The sequence below is a fragment of the Sphaerisporangium viridialbum genome, from assembly GCF_049674955.1.
Taxonomy (GTDB): domain Bacteria; phylum Actinomycetota; class Actinomycetes; order Streptosporangiales; family Streptosporangiaceae; genus Sphaerisporangium; species Sphaerisporangium viridialbum.
Genome location: NZ_CP187232.1, coordinates 5628172 through 5644397 on the forward strand (window position 1 = coordinate 5628172; position 16226 = coordinate 5644397).

At 67.8% G+C, this 16226-nt stretch carries 24 protein-coding genes; 5 read left to right on the forward strand and 19 right to left on the reverse strand.

Annotation, left to right across the window (positions count from 1 at the left end; all coding sequences use genetic code 11):
* Positions 1-108 precede the first annotated feature (108 nt).
* From ACOZ38_RS25270 to ACOZ38_RS25280, 3 genes are read right to left on the reverse strand one after another with little or no spacing between them, the layout of a single operon-like run.
* Entirely contained in the window at positions 109-1386 is a 1278-nt protein-coding gene (locus ACOZ38_RS25270; RefSeq protein WP_424533649.1) for a PBSX family phage terminase large subunit, read from the reverse strand.
* The gene (locus ACOZ38_RS25275) at positions 1383-1865 is read right to left on the reverse strand and encodes a hypothetical protein (RefSeq protein ID WP_424533650.1); all 483 of its coding nucleotides are present in this window, start codon (positions 1863-1865) and stop codon (positions 1383-1385) included. The genes ACOZ38_RS25270 and ACOZ38_RS25275 overlap by 4 nt, the downstream gene beginning before the upstream one ends.
* Positions 1866-1881: 16 nt before the next feature.
* Positions 1882-2610, reverse strand: coding sequence for a ParB/RepB/Spo0J family partition protein (locus ACOZ38_RS25280; protein ID WP_424533651.1), 729 nt, complete (start codon positions 2608-2610; stop codon positions 1882-1884).
* A gap of 33 nt (positions 2611-2643) precedes the next feature.
* Here ACOZ38_RS25280 and ACOZ38_RS25285 point away from each other — a divergent pair, with 33 nt between their 5' ends.
* Positions 2644-2904 carry a hypothetical protein gene (locus ACOZ38_RS25285; RefSeq protein WP_424533652.1) on the forward strand — a complete coding sequence of 87 codons (261 nt, stop codon included), beginning with the start codon at positions 2644-2646 and terminating at the stop codon, positions 2902-2904.
* A 95-nt stretch (positions 2905-2999) separates the two neighbouring features.
* A complete protein-coding gene (locus ACOZ38_RS25290) occupies positions 3000-3305 on the forward strand; it encodes a hypothetical protein (RefSeq protein ID WP_424533653.1) in 306 nt (101 codons plus the stop codon).
* A 66-nt stretch (positions 3306-3371) separates the two neighbouring features.
* Here the strand turns inward: ACOZ38_RS25290 and ACOZ38_RS25295 are convergent, their stop codons facing one another.
* From ACOZ38_RS25295 to ACOZ38_RS25305, 3 genes are read right to left on the reverse strand one after another with little or no spacing between them, the layout of a single operon-like run.
* Entirely contained in the window at positions 3372-3560 is a 189-nt protein-coding gene (locus tag ACOZ38_RS25295) for a hypothetical protein (RefSeq protein ID WP_424533654.1), read from the reverse strand.
* A complete protein-coding gene (locus tag ACOZ38_RS25300; protein WP_424533655.1) occupies positions 3560-3844 on the reverse strand; it encodes a hypothetical protein in 285 nt (94 codons plus the stop codon). The genes ACOZ38_RS25295 and ACOZ38_RS25300 overlap by 1 nt, the downstream gene beginning before the upstream one ends.
* Positions 3844-4920, reverse strand: a complete 1077-nt coding sequence (locus ACOZ38_RS25305; RefSeq protein ID WP_424533656.1) for a hypothetical protein — start codon at positions 4918-4920, stop codon at positions 3844-3846. Before ACOZ38_RS25305 ends, ACOZ38_RS25300 begins: the two co-directional genes overlap by 1 nt.
* Positions 4921-4991: 71 nt before the next feature.
* Here ACOZ38_RS25305 and ACOZ38_RS25310 point away from each other — a divergent pair, with 71 nt between their 5' ends.
* A complete protein-coding gene (locus ACOZ38_RS25310) occupies positions 4992-5357 on the forward strand; it encodes a PadR family transcriptional regulator (protein WP_424533657.1) in 366 nt (121 codons plus the stop codon).
* A complete protein-coding gene (locus ACOZ38_RS25315) occupies positions 5354-5734 on the forward strand; it encodes a hypothetical protein (protein WP_424533658.1) in 381 nt (126 codons plus the stop codon). Before ACOZ38_RS25310 ends, ACOZ38_RS25315 begins: the two co-directional genes overlap by 4 nt.
* On the opposite strand, the gene ACOZ38_RS25320 is transcribed toward ACOZ38_RS25315, so the two are convergent.
* From ACOZ38_RS25320 to ACOZ38_RS25335, 4 genes are all read right to left on the reverse strand, one after another.
* Positions 5724-6509, reverse strand: coding sequence for a DNA adenine methylase (locus ACOZ38_RS25320; RefSeq protein ID WP_424533659.1), 786 nt, complete (start codon positions 6507-6509; stop codon positions 5724-5726). The genes ACOZ38_RS25315 and ACOZ38_RS25320 overlap by 11 nt on opposite strands.
* Before the next feature lie 267 nt (positions 6510-6776).
* Entirely contained in the window at positions 6777-7052 is a 276-nt protein-coding gene (locus ACOZ38_RS25325) for a hypothetical protein (protein WP_424533660.1), read from the reverse strand.
* A gap of 2 nt (positions 7053-7054) precedes the next feature.
* A complete protein-coding gene (locus ACOZ38_RS25330) occupies positions 7055-8035 on the reverse strand; it encodes a tyrosine-type recombinase/integrase (protein ID WP_424533661.1) in 981 nt (326 codons plus the stop codon).
* The gene (locus ACOZ38_RS25335) at positions 8032-8277 is read right to left on the reverse strand and encodes a hypothetical protein (RefSeq protein WP_424533662.1); all 246 of its coding nucleotides are present in this window, start codon (positions 8275-8277) and stop codon (positions 8032-8034) included. Before ACOZ38_RS25335 ends, ACOZ38_RS25330 begins: the two co-directional genes overlap by 4 nt.
* 167 nt (positions 8278-8444) lie before the next feature.
* On the opposite strand from ACOZ38_RS25335, the gene ACOZ38_RS25340 reads away from it, so the two are divergent.
* On the forward strand, positions 8445-8927 hold the full coding sequence (locus ACOZ38_RS25340; protein WP_424533663.1) for a hypothetical protein: 483 nt from the start codon (positions 8445-8447) through the stop codon (positions 8925-8927).
* Here the strand turns inward: ACOZ38_RS25340 and ACOZ38_RS25345 are convergent.
* The 9 genes from ACOZ38_RS25345 to ACOZ38_RS25385 all read right to left on the reverse strand — a co-directional run bounded on the left by ACOZ38_RS25345 (position 8924) and on the right by ACOZ38_RS25385 (position 16082).
* Positions 8924-9142, reverse strand: coding sequence for a helix-turn-helix domain-containing protein (locus tag ACOZ38_RS25345; RefSeq protein ID WP_424533664.1), 219 nt, complete (start codon positions 9140-9142; stop codon positions 8924-8926). The genes ACOZ38_RS25340 and ACOZ38_RS25345 overlap by 4 nt on opposite strands.
* A gap of 30 nt (positions 9143-9172) precedes the next feature.
* A complete protein-coding gene (locus tag ACOZ38_RS25350; RefSeq protein WP_424533665.1) occupies positions 9173-9406 on the reverse strand; it encodes a hypothetical protein in 234 nt (77 codons plus the stop codon).
* A gap of 122 nt (positions 9407-9528) precedes the next feature.
* Positions 9529-10368, reverse strand: coding sequence for a hypothetical protein (locus ACOZ38_RS25355; protein WP_424533666.1), 840 nt, complete (start codon positions 10366-10368; stop codon positions 9529-9531).
* 254 nt (positions 10369-10622) lie between these two features.
* On the reverse strand, positions 10623-11183 hold the full coding sequence (locus ACOZ38_RS25360) for a hypothetical protein (RefSeq protein WP_424533667.1): 561 nt from the start codon (positions 11181-11183) through the stop codon (positions 10623-10625).
* Between the two features lie 318 nt (positions 11184-11501).
* Complete coding sequence (locus ACOZ38_RS25365; protein WP_424533668.1) at positions 11502-12185, reverse strand: hypothetical protein; 684 nt, start codon at positions 12183-12185, stop codon at positions 11502-11504.
* Between the two features lie 86 nt (positions 12186-12271).
* Entirely contained in the window at positions 12272-12925 is a 654-nt protein-coding gene (locus ACOZ38_RS25370; protein ID WP_424533669.1) for a hypothetical protein, read from the reverse strand.
* A gap of 1418 nt (positions 12926-14343) precedes the next feature.
* Positions 14344-14649 (reverse strand): hypothetical protein, encoded by a 306-nt coding sequence (locus ACOZ38_RS25375; RefSeq protein WP_424533670.1) that lies wholly within the window; start codon positions 14647-14649, stop codon positions 14344-14346.
* The gene (locus ACOZ38_RS25380; RefSeq protein WP_424533671.1) at positions 14646-15491 is read right to left on the reverse strand and encodes a hypothetical protein; all 846 of its coding nucleotides are present in this window, start codon (positions 15489-15491) and stop codon (positions 14646-14648) included. The genes ACOZ38_RS25375 and ACOZ38_RS25380 overlap by 4 nt, the downstream gene beginning before the upstream one ends.
* Before the next feature lie 87 nt (positions 15492-15578).
* The gene (locus tag ACOZ38_RS25385; protein ID WP_424533672.1) at positions 15579-16082 is read right to left on the reverse strand and encodes a J domain-containing protein; all 504 of its coding nucleotides are present in this window, start codon (positions 16080-16082) and stop codon (positions 15579-15581) included.
* Between the last annotated feature and the right edge of the window lie 144 nt (positions 16083-16226).

The following is a 16226-nucleotide window of genomic DNA, read 5'->3' on the forward strand; positions in this document are numbered from 1 at the left end:
CCTGCTCGCTGCCCCTCAACAGGGAGCAGGCCAGGGTCACGCAGCTCGACGCACAGGAAGGTTGTGCGGAGCAGGCGCACCCCGCCCGCCAAAGCCGGGGTGCGCGTCTTAGAAAGCGGGTTCCATCAGTGGGAGCCACGCCGCCTGGGTCGTGTGCAGCGCATACCGGGCGGCGTCCAACGCGTGGTCGTCGACCTTGACCGGCGCGTCGTCGCCGCGCTCAGCCTTCTTGTCGTCCCAGGCGTACGACCCGACCTCAGACAGGAACCCGTCGCAGGACCGGTGGATGCGCAGCTGGTCGGCGGCCATGAGGTTGCTGACCGTGCGGATGCCGTCGAGCACCGAGTTGTTGCCCATGGTCGGAGCGAACCCGTCGCGGTACAGCTGCTGAATGAAGCTCGCGGCGGACGGGTCGACGATCACCCACTGCGGCCGCACCCCGTAGGTGCCCGGCCCGTAGGTCTCGGGGACGCGGTCCAGCCAGTCAGTGAGCCGCTGCGAGTACTCGGCGTCGGTGAGCTGCCGCCTCTCCTTGCGGGAGTCCCACCGGAACTCCGACGCGAGGTAGATGCGCCGCTGGCCGGCGTTGTCCGGGGTGGACACGCCCACCAGGAGCGCGTCCAGCGGGTTGACCGTGCCGTAGTCGACACCCACGCTCAGCCACTTCTCCATCGGGGGAAGCGTGTCGACGACGTGCAGGTCAGGGTCGAACATGTCGTAGATGGCGCCCTCGGCCATGACCCAGAGCCCGAGGATGAAGCGCTTGTACCAGAGCCCGGTGTATTCCTTCTTCAGCGACGACACGTACTCGGGGTCCAACCCGATGTTGTCGTCGAGGGTGAAGTGCCAGTGCTTCAGGTTGAGCTCGTGCGCCCGGTCGAGGAACTGCCGCTTCAGCCAATGGTTAGGCGCGTCGGGATTGGTGGTGGCGAACAACATGGCGCCCTTGATGCTCAACCGGGCGAGCAGCTGGTCCCAGAACTCCCGCTCGATCAGCGTCGCCTCGTCCACGTACGCCCCGGCGCAGGTCATGCCGCGCAGCCGGTTCTCCGACCGGGAGTCGTTCGAGGAGATGATCTCAACGCGGCGGCCCATGATGTTCGCGGTCGGCGCGCCTCTGGTGTAGAGGATGCGCCGCGACAGCGGCCCGGTGATCGCCGGGTCCATCAGCGGGTCGAACACATTTCGCGCGATCGTGTCGCTGGTCTTGCCGACGACCACGAGCGACCCACCGCGGGGCGCGTTCGCGATGTAGATCAGCCACCTGAGCAGGCTCGCGATCGTCTTGCCGGAACGGATCGCACCCGACCAGATGTTCAGCCGGGCCGTCGACTCGGCGATCGAGCGTTCCTGCTTCGGCGACAGAGCCAGGATGCCGGGGTTCACTCGTCGCCCGTCCCGATCTCCGCGATGATCTCGGCTTCGAGGATCACGTCGGTGTCCGGGTCCGGTACGGCGTGCCGCTGCTGGAGCTGCAGCAGCATGTTGCCCAGCAGGGAAGCCATGTCGGTGTCGGCGACGCCGTTGCGGTTGATCAGGTCCAGGCCCAGGAGCGTCGACCGCTTGTTGATGACCTTCAGGGCGGCTTCGCAGGCGTTGATGTCGCCCTTGATGACCTTCGGCCACAGACTCGCCATGATGCGGTCCAGCCGGTCGATCTCCATCTTGAGCAGCTGCTCAGACGCCATGTGCTCGGCCTTGGCGGCCTTCTGCAGCGCCCGGTCGATGTCCTTGGACACCGCGGCCGCGCCCGAGTAGCCCAGCCGTTCCGCGATGACCGTTGGAGACACCCCGGCGATCCGCATCTGCACCGCCTGGTGGCGCCGCTGCGAAATCTCCACCTGGCGCGACTTGCTGACAACCATGAGGGGACTCCGTTTTCTACGTGGCGTGCGCTCGCAGCGCGGCCAGGACGATCTGCGCGGTGGTGGCGTCGCCGTCGCGGGCTCGGATACGGCCGAGCAGGGCGGTCACCTCGTCGTGCTCGGCGGCGGTCAGCGTGAGGATCAGGTCAGCGGTGACCCCGGCCTTCGGGCGCGGGGGCGGCGCGTCGCCTATCTGGTCGTCGTCGTCCAGGTCGCCGTCGTCCTCGTCGTCCTCTTCGTCGTCGAGGTCGGGGCGCGGCCGGCTGCTCGACGGCGGCGCGTCGGTGGCCGCCGCCACGGCGGGGCGCGGCGCGGCCGGGGCGTCAGCGACGATTTCGATACCGCTATCAAGGTCGTCGAGCAGGTCGGCCAGGTCGTCATCGGACCAGCCAGTACCGTCGAGGTCGGGCAGGCCCCGCAGCAGGTCCGACAGGACCTGCTCGTCGTAGCCGCCGAACTCAGCCATGCGGTTGTCCGCGAGCATGATGCGCTTCGCGGTGTCGTCGTCCACATCGACCACCAGGGCGGGGACCTGCTCCAGGCCCTTGGCCTGCGCGCCGCGCCAACGGTGCTCACCAGCGATGATCCGCATCCGGCTTTCCTGGACAAGGACACTGCCGAAGAAGCCGTTCCGGTCGATCGACTCGGCAATCACATCGACGTCGCCGCGGTGCGGGTTGTCCGGGTGAGGTTCGAGGTCGCTGACCGGCACGAGCCGGTAGGTCTGGGGAACGAGGGCCGTCACATCGACTCCGGAGCGGGGGAAGGATGGTTGATCGTGAACGACAAGCAGCAGCCCGACTGGGCGAAGATGCAGGAACAGCTCCGGGCCGGCTTCGCCGAGGTCGGCAAGGCGCTGGAGCAGACCGGCCGCATCTGGGTCGCGCAGGGCTCGATGGGGTGGGCCTTCAGGGGTGACCTGGAGAAGCTTCGCGAAGCTCTCGACGCGATGTCCCCCGAGCTGGTCGCCGAGGTGTCCGCCGCTGCCGCGCTGCTCGGGTCAGCGTGCGACGCCAACCTGGCGCGGAGAGACGTGTGACCGACGTAGCCGTGTGGCGCTCAACCTCTGGAAATCCGGTGTCTTGGTAAACCAGACCTGACGCCTGCACGTCTCACAAAGATCACTATCTAGCCATGGAGAGCCACCGCATGGGCCAGCCCCCCTATCCGAACCAGCCGCCCCACGGCCACCCGCAGCAGCCGTATCAGGGGCAGCCGTACCCGCAGCAGCCGCCGTACCCAGGTCAGCCGTACCCGCCACAGCCACCCGGGCCGCGTAAGAGCGTGACCAAACAGCGGGGCTTGTCGGCGAAGTCGCACACGTTCCACCTGGTGCTGACCATCTTCACGTGCGGCCTGTGGGGCTTATTCGTCTGGCTCCCGCTGTGGATCTTCCGGATGGTCGTCCGCCGCAAGCAGGTGACCAGGCACCACTACTGACGCGCTCGGACGCATCCCCGCGCCAGCGCCGACAGCTTCTTGCCGTCGTCGGCGCGGGCCTGCGAATCAGCTGCCCACCAAGATGACGCCCCGCTCGATCAGCGACCCGGCCACCGCGACCATGAGCCGCTTGTTACGGTCGGGCACCTGGTCCCACGGCACCGCCGAGTCGCGGCGCGTCTCGTACCCGAAGTCCAGGGCCAGCTCCTCGTACGCCTCATGGAACGCGCGGGCGACCTGCTCAGCTTCCGACATCAGCCCGCGGTCTTCAGTCGGCGCGGGAACACCGAGCCCCGCAGCCGGTAGAACTCGCCCGCCCCGTCCCGCACCACCCAGTCGCCGATCACGGCGCGCCGGAAACCTTCGTGGGTGTCGATATCGATGCACGTACCGGACAGGCCGACCTTCGCCGCCTCACCCACGACCAGGTTCTTCTGGCCTTCCTGCTGAATCCACGCCGCCACCTCGGGAAGGTTCTCCCCGGTGATCTGGACCGCCTCGACCTCGCCGTGCACGGGCACGAACCGCTGAACGTCCATCACTGCTCCATCTCTGTGGCGGCCGGCCGCCAGCCGTACCTTGTTCGCTGCTTCGACATCGCCGCGGCGATGGCCGCGCACGCGTCTTCCACCCACCGGTCCTGCTCGACGGCATCACCGGACACCTCGACCGACGCGCTGATCGTCGCGTCGCCCTTCCATGACCGGCGGTACGGGATGCCCTCGCGGCTGTCCCACTCCACCGACCACGACATTTCCGCGCGCCGCCTGCGGGGCCGGCCGAGACGGACCCGCTTGAGCTTCAGCCGTACCCAGTGCGAATCGCCCTCGGGCATGGCGACCAGGCCCATGCGCGGGTCGCCGACTTCCTCGTAGGAGTACCGCTTCGGGCCGAGCAGCTTCTCCACCAGGTCCAAGCTGACCCGCCCGCTCATCCACCGCGGGTCGGACCGCGACCAGTGACCTTCGCGGGCCCACAGCGACCACCGCACCGCCCAGTCCCCGATGGACACCTGGATCTCGCGCGAGTCGTACCCGGTCGGGATCAACCGGCGCTGCAACCAGGCGCCGAAACCCTCGGTGTGCCAGTAGAACGCGCCGAACGGCCACATGCGCAGGTGCCCCGACAGGACGTGCTCCGACCCTGCGGAGCCCACCGTCACCTCGGCCGAGAACACCCCGAACGTGCGACCCACAACGACCTCGGCGCCAAGCGTCCCGGTCGGCTTGCCCGGCCACGGGCCAGGCTTACCCGCGTCGTCGGCATGCTCCGGCCGGCCCTTCAGCCCCAGCATCTCGACGATCATGTCCGCCGCGATGATGCGGGTCACCGGAACATACGGGCCGTCGTAGGGCTGCCCGACCTGGTATTCGTTCGGGTCGAGACTGCCCTGCGGGTCGGGGCGGACACCGCACCGGTCGCAGCACACCCACCGTGCGACGTGACCGTTGTGCTCGCCGGGGACGCCGAAGCCGTCGACCACCGGACGGTGGCCACGGATCCGGCACCACAGAATCAGGCGGGGCACCTCGTGCACCCAGAACCCGCGGTGCATGAGGACGCCCTTGCGGTGGCCGTCTTGCTTGTCGTGGTCGGTGGTGTGCCACCAGGGCATGAGGGACTCCAAGATGTGAGGGGAACTACGAAAGCCGCGCAGTCCTTATCTTGAGTAGGTAAGATAAGAACATGGCAGGTCTACAACGCATCACCCAGCCGACGCTGGACGTCCTGGAGGTGCTGCTGCGCGCCTACGACGAGAACACGCAAATCCACGGGTGGGCGATCATGAAGCAGGTCAAACGCGCAGGTCCGACCGTGTACAACGTGCTCGACCGGCTCGAAGACGCCCACCTGATCAAAGGGGAATGGGAAGAGGTCGCCCCTGACGCCAACCGGCCGCGCCGTCGCTTCTACGAGCTGACCGGCGTGGGCGTCCCGGCGGCACGAGCCCTCCTCGCCGAACGTCGGCCAGTGGCTCTCAAGCCCAAGCCTGCGCTTGGTTTCCTCCGCCTCGGCTGGATGCACGGGCCGCTGGCGGGCGGTGGCCGGTGAGTGCGCAAGATTTCATCGTTGGCATTGGTGCCAGTCTGCTGGTCAACGAGTTTTGTGACGTCTCCCCTTGGGCAGCGCGGAAGCTCGTCATCTGGTCGGCCTACCTTCGATACGGGAAATCAGCGCGAGCAGAGACCCGCGCAGAAGAACTCGCCGCGCTGATCGACAGCCGACCGGGGAAGCTGTTTAAGCTGGTCACGGCGCTTGGCTTCACCGGAGGAGCGACCTGGACATACGTTCACCGTGCAGTGGTTATGTTCCTGCTGTGGTATCTGATTGCCACTACCCGACTGACCGTACGAGGCCGCAACGGAGATAGCGCCGTGGAGATGTCACTTTGGAAAGCACTGAAGACGGCGCAGCAAACTACCGATTGACCCAGATCGACTCAACCGCGAGGGCCCGCACGTCGGAGGAGGCCTGACGCACCCGGTAGTCGATACGCCGCCACCCGGACAACACCTCGTCGTACAGCTCCGACTGGTAACCCGACAGGACGACCGCGCCCTTGCAGGTGTTCAGGATGTCCAGGAGGCGCACGTGCTCGTCGTCGGCGTCCATCTCCTTGACGTACCTGCCCGAGCCGGCCGTGTTCCGCGTCGACCGGAGGTAGGGCGGGTCCAGGTAGAACGCCGTCTGCGGGGAGTCCATGCGACCGATCAGCTCCAGGGCGTCGCAGTTCTCAATGAACGCCTCCCGCAGCCGGGCCGCGTGCCAGCGCAGCGCCGCCCCCATCCGCTTCGCGGTCATGGGGTTGTTCACCCGAGTGCGTGACGTCGGCCGCCGCCACGACGCCCCGGCTTCCCCGGAGCGGGACTGCGTGCACTGAATCCACCAGCGGCGCGCCCGCTCAAGGTCGGTCGCCGTGGCGTCGCCCAGCTTCGCGGCCTTGTGCTCGGCGCGGGCGTACGGGGTGAGCTGGATGGCGCGTTGCAGCTCGCGCGGCCGGTCGCGCAGTGTCCGCATGAACGCCACGAGGTCACCGTTGATGTCGTTGATGGTCTCGATCTTCGCGGGGCCCTTGGCGAAGAACACCGCGGCGGACCCGGCAAACGGCTCGCAGTAGACCTCGTGCTTGGGCAGCAGCGAGGCGAGGAACGGGGCGAGCCGGCCCTTGGCGCCGTAGTACTGGAACGGAGGGCGCAGCGCCACGGCGGTCCTCCTTGAGGGGGTGCATGCGGAGAGCCGGTGCCCTTGAGGGGTCACCGGCTCTCGCCATCGTTTTGTCGTTATGTCGCTGACCAGCGGAAACGCGTGAGATCGTTTCTAAGCTGATCATCTTATGAGTGATCCACTGACACGCGGACAGTCGTGATCATGCGTCAGGAGCAAGCTCAGACGCGCGCATGACGCGCGAACGGTGACCGGAAACGGTACGCCTGCGAAGAATGCGAAGAATCGCACCCAGCCGCGCGCCCATCAGTCCTCGACACCCACCACATGCCACACCCCGCCGCGCATCACCAGCTCCACCACCGCGTCACGCTGAACCCCGTGCGCCCGCACCCGGAAGTGCCGCACCCGCAGCTCCTCCACGTCCAGGCCCGCGTTCTCCGGCGCCCACCAGTCGTCCAACGTGTCCCACGGCGGATCCAGCACCTCCGCCACCGCGAAGGTATGACCCCACGCGGTGAACCGCGCAGGTATGCCCTGCTCGTCGAGGTCGACCGTGGCCGGCTGGTGGTAGCGCCGCATGTCTACTCCGTCACGGCCGCGACCAACTGGGAAGGATCTCTTTCCAGTTGGCGGCCCCGCTCCAGGTAGAGCAGCGTCGTGTCGAACGATTCGTGCCCGAGCGCGTCCTGGATCTCGCGCGGCTTCGCCCCGGCCTCCTCGGCGAGCGTCGCCCAGGTGTGCCGCAGCGTGTGCGGATGCACCGGCGACTCGATCCCCGCTTGCCGGGCGATCCGACTGACCAGCTCCCACGCCTTCTCCCGGCGCATCGGCCGGCTACCGGCCGTCGCGAACAGCGGTCCCCGAAAGTCCCGCAGCTCCACCCCGGCCCGCGCCGCCCGGTCCGCGAGGTAGGCGTCCAGCGCGTACGTCGTCTCCACCGGCAACCGCCGCACATGCGGCTTGTCGCCCTTCAACGTCAGCCGCAACGTCCGGAAACCACGCGAATAGCCCAGGTCCTCGATCTGCGCGTCGACCGCCTCCGACACCCGGATGCCGACCTGCACCAGGAGCCGGATCAGCGCGGCCGTGCGCAGCTGCGCCGACCCCGTGTCCTTGTCGGCGGCCTCGATGAGCCGGTGCGTCTCCTCGCGGGTCAGCGCGCCCGTCTCCGAGTGCTTGGCCGGGATCTTCGGCCGGTCCGCCTCCGCGAACGGGTTCCGCGTCGCGGCGTCGTTCTTGATGAGGTACCGATACCACGCCGACGCCGTCGCCATTGCGCGCGCGACCGTCTTCGGCTTCGGCGGAGCCTCACCCTTCTCAACGGCGCGCTCGACCAGCCACCTCGCGAACAGCTCGGCGTGCCGGACCTTCATCTCCAGCGGGTCCAGGCCCGTCCGCGCGCAGTAGGTGAACCACTTGCGGATGTCGCGCCGGTAGGAGTCGCGGGTGTTCGCTGACCGGCGGGACTCCAGCCACATCGCCGTGATCTCCACGACGACCTCGGGGAGGTCCAGCGGGAACGCGACCTCGCCGCCCGGGCGGACCGCAACCTCGGCGGTCACTCGCCCACCTCGTCGGCGCCGGATTGACCGGCTTGACGACTGCGCTCGAACGCGGCCTTGGTGCGGGCGCGTAGCTCAGCGATGGCAATGTGCCGGTCGTCGCGCAGGTCAAGCTCAGCGGCGACGCGCTCGGCGACCCCGGAGGCCTGAGCCCAGACAGAGTGATCGTTGCCAAGGAGCCGCTTGAGGACGAGTAGGTCGAGGGTGGGTGCGGCAGCGTACGGGCGGTCGTCGTGCTCCACGGGCGTCTCTTTCGCGAGGGGTCGAAACGATCTCTCGCGAACGTAGCACAGAGGGGAACATAACCGCGATTATGTTCCTGTCTTAGCGATCTTGATGCGATGCAATTGATGATCGCGATTTGGTCACTTAGTACCACCGGCTGATCACACTTCGATCTAATTGCCTCATGCACCTTTTGGCCGGGATGCACCTCGCGCTTTTCGAGGAGCCCGCAAGTCTCACCGACATGTTGCAGGGCTGGGGCACGGTCGCGGGTGTCATCGTTGCCGCTGCGGCACTCCTGCTTGGCATACAACAGAATAGGCGTGGACAACGTGCTATCCGGGCAGCCAAGGAAGACCCGGCCACCACCCTCAAACGCCGCATCGAGCGAGTCACCTTGGCATTCGTCGAGGCCGCAGAACTTATGGACGAACTTCAGCGCGACCTCGAAGCCCAACAGGCTGTCCGCCAAGCGCTCATCGCCAAAGCCGAGGAACAGCAGCAGCTGCTGGCGGTCAATGAAGAACAGGCCGAGAAAATCCGGCAGATCCTCGTGAGTGAGACCAAGTCCAACCTCCGCGCGGAGCAGCGAAGGGAGTGGATGTTCGCCGCCCTAGGCTTGGTCATGTCTATCCCTATCGGCATCTTGATCAATCTGATCACTTAGACTGCGGCGCCGGCCTTCCGCCGCGCCCCACCGCGAGTCCGCAGCGTGGCGCCCGCCTCGGTCAGCAGCCGGTGGACGAACCCGTACGAACGGCCCGTCGACAGCGCCAGCTCACGCACCGACTCCCCCGCCGCGTACCGGCGCCCCAGCTCGGACGCCAGCTTCTCCCGCTCCGCGCCCGACACTCGCACGTGCTTCCTCAGCACACCAGCCATCAGCACATCCTTCCCATGCGCTAGACCACTTCACGCGGCCGCCGCGAGCCGAGCCCGCAACGCGTCCCGCAGCTCCGCAGACTCCGGTACAACCTCGCCCCGCCAAAGGCAGGCCTCGATCGTCGCCAGGTCCTCGAAGTCGTACACCACCTCGCGGCCGGCCCGGCCCAGCTTCCGCGCGTCATACCGGCGCGCCCACTGGCGGATCGTCACCACCTCGCGGCCCAGGCGGGCGGCCGCGGTCTTCGCCGTCGCAGGGAGCATGAACACCCCCAGACAACGAAAAAGCCCCCGAACCGTCAACCAGTCCGAGGGCACACGTCTCTCCGTCGCGCCGAAGTGTTACACAGCCGCTGACCAGGCGCAAGCCGACAGCGGCCGTCACGCTATTTCAGGATGCCTAGCGGCTGCCCGGTGACCTTCTTCCTGACGTCTTCGTGGTCCACCACCAGTTTCTCCGGCGGTGCGGAGACGGAGACCCTGGCGCCCCACCTGGTGAAGGTGCTGTCCGTGCTGACCTTGATGAAATCGCTCTGGAAAGGGAGGGTGACATCGGTGGTCAGCCGTTTGACAAGGCCTCGGGAGTCCAGCCAGAGGGCATAGGTGACCCTGTCCGCGCCCTTGCCCGCGGACACTTCGACCGCCCCGTACTGCTCACGGAAAGAGGGCGACACCGTGGCGAGTTGCTGAGTCTTGATCGAACCCCTCAGCACCCCGGCGCGATCGGTCGTGACGCCTTTCATGATCGCTTCGAGCGTCGGGGTTTCCAGGATGTCCATCACTGTGCCCCAGGGGGCCTGGTCTACCGGCACGTAGCGCACCCATTTCTTGCCGTGGGGCAAGTCGCCGGCGAAGCCTGCGCTGGAGGCGTAGCCTACTCGTCCTACCGTGATCATCCTGGTGGGTGAGTTGTCGGCGAGCAGTTGCTCGCGCAATTTCTCGGGATACAGGTCGAGGAAGCGCTTGCTGTAGTGGACGTTCTCCGTGATGTCCGATGCCGCCTGACCGCGAGGATCGAACTTGATCACACCGGCCTGCCTGGACTCGGCGGGCCTGTCATCGGGAAATGTCATCCTGATCGATGTGGCGATCCGGACGCCGTTACCCGTAGTGAACTGAGCCTTGAGCGCCGCGACCGGGTCGGTCTCCGACGTGGCCTGCGCGGGAGTGATGGCGGCCATGACAACGCTCGCGGCCAGGACGAGGGCGCTGACAATTCCCTTCACGCGTTCCCCTGTCTGTGGATGTCGATTTCGACGATTCGGGCCCGCAAGGCAATGTGACCACGGCCATCGGAAGGCAGCCGGAGCGGCGCGGCGGGCATTGGGCGTCGCAGCCCATTGCCCGGCACGATGAATCCGCACTGCCCGGCATCCTCACCTGGCTTCGCCGTCGATCCCAGCGATCAACATATACCGTGGTGCTCGACCTTGCGAGGTCGTTCACCGTCGCACCCGGTCAAGACGGTCCTCGGAACGTCCTATCCAGCCTCATCCTTCACGCGGCCCGACGCCTCCGACTCGCTCACATGCGCCTGGCACGCCGAACACACATAGAACCCCGACCGCGCGTCCCAGCGCAGCGACCGCTCACCACACCGGCACCGCGCCGGCGACCACCCCGGCGGCTCATCCCCCACCACCCGCTCCAACCTGGTCCGCCACAACAACGCGAACTCCACCAGGTCCACCAGGTCCTCGCGGGCCAACACCGAGTCCAAGCGCTCCACCAGCCACGCCACCGCGCGCGACCTCGCGACCGCCGACCGGGCGCCCACCATCCGCTGCGGCGCCAGCAACCGGGCCCGCGCCCGATCCTCGAAGTTCACCAGGCCGCCCGTCAACTCCTCCAGCAGCTCCCCCACCGGCGACGGCGAACCCTTCGGCCTGGTCCCCGACACCCGCGACCACTTCGACGGCGGGCGAAACCCATCCGCCTCGCGCGCCAACTCCGCGCCGAACACCTCGACCTCCAACAGCGCGGCCCGCACACTCGACCGGCACCGGCCACACACCAGCGGCTCCCCCGGTCGCCACGACACCTCAGGCACCTCCGGCTCCGCAGGAGGCCCCCCCACCTCCCCCGCAGCCACCCACGCGTCCACCTCGTCAGCATGCTTATCGCGCGCCCGCTCAAACGCCGACCACAACCGGCGCGACCTGCCATTACACGGCCCAACACACACACCAGACACGGCACCACCCGAAGGCCAGAGGGAACGCCAACACCCTACAAGATCAACTCCTTTCCGCAGGTACCAAGCCGCAGGGGGCCAGCCGGCCCCGCCGACAGGGGGGGCCGGGGGCGCGCGAAAGCGCCGATAGCGGCTCGGCTATCGGCGCTCGCGCGTCGCTCGGCGCTACGGTCGCGCGTTCGCTCCGCTCCGCTCGGCCAGGCTCCGCGCGCTGTCCGCGAGTCGCTGAACGTCGCGCCACTGGTTCGCGTTCGTCGCGGCGCGCAACGCTTCCAACAGTCCGATCGCGGCGGTCACGTACTGGCGCGCGGCTGCGTCGGCGTATCCGGCGCGGCGCTCGATCGCCAGAAACTCCACACTGGACCACGCAACGAACACGGTCCCGTGGTCGGTGCGCTCCACGCTCACCGCAAAGTCGTAGCGGTGGGCGGCCAGTACGCGGCCGACCGTGGCGGCGACGTCGCGCGCCAACATCAGCCGGTCGCGCGCCTCCTCCTCGGCGTCCATGAGCTGGACGGACGCAAGCGATGCGGTGAACCGGTGACCGTCCCTCTCCAGGGTGAACGCTCCCCATGCCGCACCGATGGCGGGTCCGGCGATGGTGTAGTTGCCGTGGCGGGCGCGGTCCTTGCCGTTGTAGGTGACGCGCGTTCCGCGCGGAAGGTAGGCCGTAAGTGCGTCGCTGGCTTCCTTGGCGAACTTGATCACGCCGCGCTGGAGCATGCTCCCAAGCTCGCACGGAACCCCGTGCGGGTCGCACTTGTCGCACTCGTTGCGGTGCTCTCGCTGGGCCGTCAGTGCGTTGTACGCGGCATCTCTGGCCAGTTCGGCGCGGTCCCTGCTGATCATGTCTGGTCCTCTCGTGGCGTTGCGTGTGGCGTTGGGGTGGGGCGGGGGGCCCGCAGTATCGGCGCGGGCCCCCCGCCTAGGTGGTGCTACGCGTCGGCCTTGGCGGCGTCGGCGTCTGCCTTGGCGGCGGCGTCGCTCTCACGGGTGAAAGCGGCGATCATGTCGCCCACCTGCTCCCACGTGAGATCGCGGTCCGCCATCACCTCGGCGTAGTTCTCCGAGGTGTGAGGGGCCTTGAACTTCTCGGCGAACTTCCACACCTGGCGAACGGCCGTCAGATCGGCCGTGCGCTTGGCCTGGGCCTTGCGGCGGGCTTCCGCCTGCTTCCTGTGGTCTTCCATGCTCGGAAGCTCCGCGAGGAACTTCTGAACGCTGGCGGCGCTGGTGCCGGGCACCTTGCCAAGCTCCTTGATGGTGGCCTCACCGAAACCGACCTGTCCGGCCACGTGCATACCGATCAGGGCGTACGTGGTGAACTTCGCCGCGTTCTTGCCGGTGCCAAGCGTCGCGATGCACGCGGCGGGAACGTCGGTGATCTCCGCACCGGTCATGATGCGGTCGGCAATGCTGCTCTCCGTCTCCGACAGAGCAAGCTCCGACAGGCGGCCGGTGGCGGCCAGTCCGAGCACGACGAAACCGATCGGGCGGCTGATGCCCATGCGGCCGAACGTCTTCGGGTGGCGGTCGCTGATGTGCTCGATGGCGTCGAACAGTTCGGCGGGGTTGGTGCTGATCTCCACTTGGGGAGTCCTTTCGTGGGTGCCCCCCGGTCGGTCCGGGGGGCGGGTTGGGCTAGGTCGCGGTTGCGGCCTAGTCGTCTTCGGGATCGGTAGCGGTTCCGCTATCGACGGGCTGCGCGGTCTCCGTCTCGGCGCGGCGGCGGTACCACCAGACAAGCCCTGTGAGGGCTGCGGCGGCGATTCCAGCGCCGATGAACGGCAACAGCGGTTCGGTGCCCGATACCGGGGAGGCGTTGATCTCATCCGTCCCTGGCGTGGTGCTCGGGTCCGGTCCGGGTGTCGGCGTGACGGAGGGTCCGGGCGCGGCCGTGGGGGTCGGTCCGGACGGTCCGGGCTGTCCGGGGGTACCCGGCTTGCCTGGCTGTCCGGCGGTTCCCTGCTGGCCTACGGGTCCGGCCTGCCCTGTGGCTCCCGTGGGTCCGGGGGTACCTGCGGGGCCGGTCGGTCCGGCGGTGCCGGTCGGTCCGGGCTTCCCGGTGTCGCCCTGCTGTCCGGCGGGTCCGGACGGTCCGGGGGGTCCGGACGGTCCAGGGGAACCCTGTGCGCCCGTCTCTCCCTTCGGTCCGGCGGGTCCGGTGTCGCCCTTCGGTCCGGCGTCGCCCCTTGGTCCGGTGGTGACGGTCGGTCCGGGGGTTCCGGCGGGTCCGGGTTCGCCCTGCTCGCCCTTGTCGCCCTTGTCGCCCTTGGATCCGGGCGGTCCGGCGATTCCGGCGGGTCCGGCCTCGCCCTGCGGTCCGGCGGGGCCAGGCTCTCCGGCGGGTCCGGGGGGTCCGGGCTCGCCTGCTGGTCCGGGAGGACCGGTCACGTACACGGTTGCTGTCGGCTCTGCGTCGACAAGCGCCATGGTGACCCCTCCCTGTGTGTGTAGGGCAGCGATCGTCAGGGCCGCGCCAATGGCGCTCCCTGCGATGGCTGCCGTTCGTCGTGTCTGCACATGGACAAAGGTATGCCTGACCTAGACATGTACGGGACCAGTACGGCTAACGGTTCGGACCCAAGTTGATCACAGGTTGATAACACGTTATTTCCGCTGGTCACAGCGTTGCAGTGCACGCGTGTTCGGAAAAACGGCAGCTTGGCCATCTTGTCCATTGGCACGAAACCAGACCATTACGGCCCTGTCGCCGGCGCAGCCATGTCCGGGCCCCTTCAACGACTCCTGAAAGCTCTGAGAGCGTTTCTAAGCGTTTTGGATCTTGGGGGGTGGTCCTACTACCGGACAGACGGTGTTCGTGTCTGTGCGTTGCTCTCAGCGCGCTCTAGACGGTGCGTCGTATGTCGCGCGTCGCGTCAGATGCGTCTAGACGCGTCTCAGAGCACGACAAAACCCATCAGCGACGAGGAGGTGGGCTCCGGCCGTGCTGATGGGTTTCGGTCGTTCTGGGGTGCCTCTCAGGGCTTCTGCGCCCGTCCTCGGTTCACTTGCGCGTGGTGTCGCTCACCGCCTGCCCCGCGTCGGCCCTGGTCGTGGGGGTGGGGGTCTTGCTGTCGTGCGCCAACGGCTTCTGCCCGCGGGTGGCGAGCCGGTACAGCGCGACGAACGGGATGACGAGCAGTGCGGCGATGAGGGCGAACGGCCACGCGGTGACTCCCATGGCGCGCAGTTCGGGGTCGCCGCCGGTGAGGTTGTACTTGCGGTCGATGTGGATCGCGAGGCGGGCGGTGATGGTGAAGCCCGTCATGTAGATGCCGACGACGATCAGGGCTTGCCACAGTGGGTTCATTCGGGGTCCTTCCTGGCCTTGCGGTCGGCTGCGCAGCTGCGGCAGGGCTCGTCCTGGTGGTGTGTGCTGCAGCGGCCGGCGGGTGCCGCCGCGGTGGTGGGTGGTTCGGGCAGGTAGGCGTGGGGGTCGGACTGGAGTGCCCGCCGGATGTAGGCCTCGTGGTTACGGACCCGGCCGCGGCCTTTCGCGAGGATCGTGGTTCGGACCCAGGCGGCGTGCTGGGGGGTGATGGGTGCAGCCGCGAGCGGAGCGAGTAGGCGGCTGATCATCTGGTCGACCTGGTGATATCCGTCCTCGTCGGTCTGGCCCGCGCGGTACGGCGGGATAGATGACTGACTAGATGTATTTGTCTCTGGGACGGGACGGGACGGGACGGGGTTACGAACACTTGGCGAACGTTCACGGGAACGTTCGGAGGTTGTTCGGTCGCTGTTCGCGCGAACATTGTCGGTTTTGTCGGGCGGTTCGATGGCCGCTGGTTCGTCTGTTTCCGCAGCTTGACCGCGTCGTCGCGCCCGCAGATTCCGCATCCGCTGCCTCGCTGCTTCGCGGTCCTCGCGCACCTCATCAGCAGTCGGGTTGTAATCGTCCCAGTCATGGAAAGTAAAGCCACTGTCAGCTCCGTTGCTGTCTCTTATCCACAGGCCACACGCGACGAGCTCGTGCGCCAGCTTCTTCGCACCGGGCATCAACCGGGGCAGGATCGCGTCGGGGATGAACCCGCCCGTGAGGTTCGCCGACGACCAGGACCCCGCCACGACCCACAGGCCGAGCGCCGCCGGCCGGGCCACCATCACCTTGCGGTGCGAGTGGAACGCGTCGTCGACCTTGAACCACGCCATGCCTCTCCTTCGTGTGACTGGTCGTTCTGATGGAGCCACCGAGGGAAGAGGCGTCGGGGCCACCGTAAGCGGTTCCGCTATCGGGGGTCATCTTGGTCTCGGTGGGCGGCCCGACAGGTCGTACATCTCGCGCTGCTCGGGGTCCGACAGCACGTGGTACGCCAACCCCACCTCTTGGAACCGTTCGGCCACACCCGGGTCGTGGTTCACGTCGGGGTGGAGCTCGCGGGCCAGGCGCCGGTACGCCCGCTTGATGTCGGCCTGCGTGGCGTCTTTGCCGACTCCGAGCAGGTCGTACAGGTTGCCCGCCGGCGGCCGCGGTGGTGGCTTCGGCGGCTTGGGCTTCTCCCGCTTCGGGGGTTTGCACGTCGCGACGTGCGGCATCATCAGCCGCTCATGCCTGGCCAGCGGCCGCTCCTTCGTGACGGCCCGCGACCTCAGCGCCCCGTGGACGTCCCGCCACACCGCGACGTTGCCCTTCGGGTCGGGGTCCAGGTTGACCAGCAGCCGGGCCCCGTTCTCGGTGGTGGTGAGCCGCGCCCGCTCCCCACACCCCCGCGGGCAGGCCCGCAGGTCAGCGCGTGAGAACACGCGTCTCCCCCGAATCGGTGACGATGACCTCGCCCAGGATCACGACGTAGCAGTAGTGGCCATCAGCCTCCAGGCAGGGGCCGCAAATCCCAGGGGTCTGCTCGACCCGTGCGGCATGGGGCTCGCACACGGGGCTGTCTGTCA

Excerpts from the sequence above, each read along its gene's own strand:
- ACOZ38_RS25340 (WP_424533663.1), top strand. The coding sequence starts at position 8,445 with ATGCACCTTTTGGCCGGGATGCACCTCGCGCTTTTCGAGGAGCCCGCA.
- ACOZ38_RS25275 (WP_424533650.1), bottom strand. The coding sequence starts at position 1,865 with ATGGTTGTCAGCAAGTCGCGCCAGGTGGAGATTTCGCAGCGGCGCCAC.
- ACOZ38_RS25380 (WP_424533671.1), bottom strand. The coding sequence starts at position 15,491 with ATGGCGTGGTTCAAGGTCGACGACGCGTTCCACTCGCACCGCAAGGTG.
- ACOZ38_RS25345 (WP_424533664.1), bottom strand. The coding sequence starts at position 9,142 with ATGGCTGGTGTGCTGAGGAAGCACGTGCGAGTGTCGGGCGCGGAGCGG.
- ACOZ38_RS25310 (WP_424533657.1), top strand. The coding sequence starts at position 4,992 with ATGGCAGGTCTACAACGCATCACCCAGCCGACGCTGGACGTCCTGGAG.
- ACOZ38_RS25300 (WP_424533655.1), bottom strand. The coding sequence starts at position 3,844 with ATGGACGTTCAGCGGTTCGTGCCCGTGCACGGCGAGGTCGAGGCGGTC.
- ACOZ38_RS25350 (WP_424533665.1), bottom strand. The coding sequence starts at position 9,406 with ATGCTCCCTGCGACGGCGAAGACCGCGGCCGCCCGCCTGGGCCGCGAG.
- ACOZ38_RS25290 (WP_424533653.1), top strand. The coding sequence starts at position 3,000 with ATGGAGAGCCACCGCATGGGCCAGCCCCCCTATCCGAACCAGCCGCCC.
- ACOZ38_RS25305 (WP_424533656.1), bottom strand. The coding sequence starts at position 4,920 with ATGCCCTGGTGGCACACCACCGACCACGACAAGCAAGACGGCCACCGC.
- ACOZ38_RS25375 (WP_424533670.1), bottom strand. The coding sequence starts at position 14,649 with ATGAACCCACTGTGGCAAGCCCTGATCGTCGTCGGCATCTACATGACG.
- ACOZ38_RS25295 (WP_424533654.1), bottom strand. The coding sequence starts at position 3,560 with ATGTCGGAAGCTGAGCAGGTCGCCCGCGCGTTCCATGAGGCGTACGAG.
- ACOZ38_RS25365 (WP_424533668.1), bottom strand. The coding sequence starts at position 12,185 with ATGATCAGCAGGGACCGCGCCGAACTGGCCAGAGATGCCGCGTACAAC.
- ACOZ38_RS25325 (WP_424533660.1), bottom strand. The coding sequence starts at position 7,052 with ATGCGGCGCTACCACCAGCCGGCCACGGTCGACCTCGACGAGCAGGGC.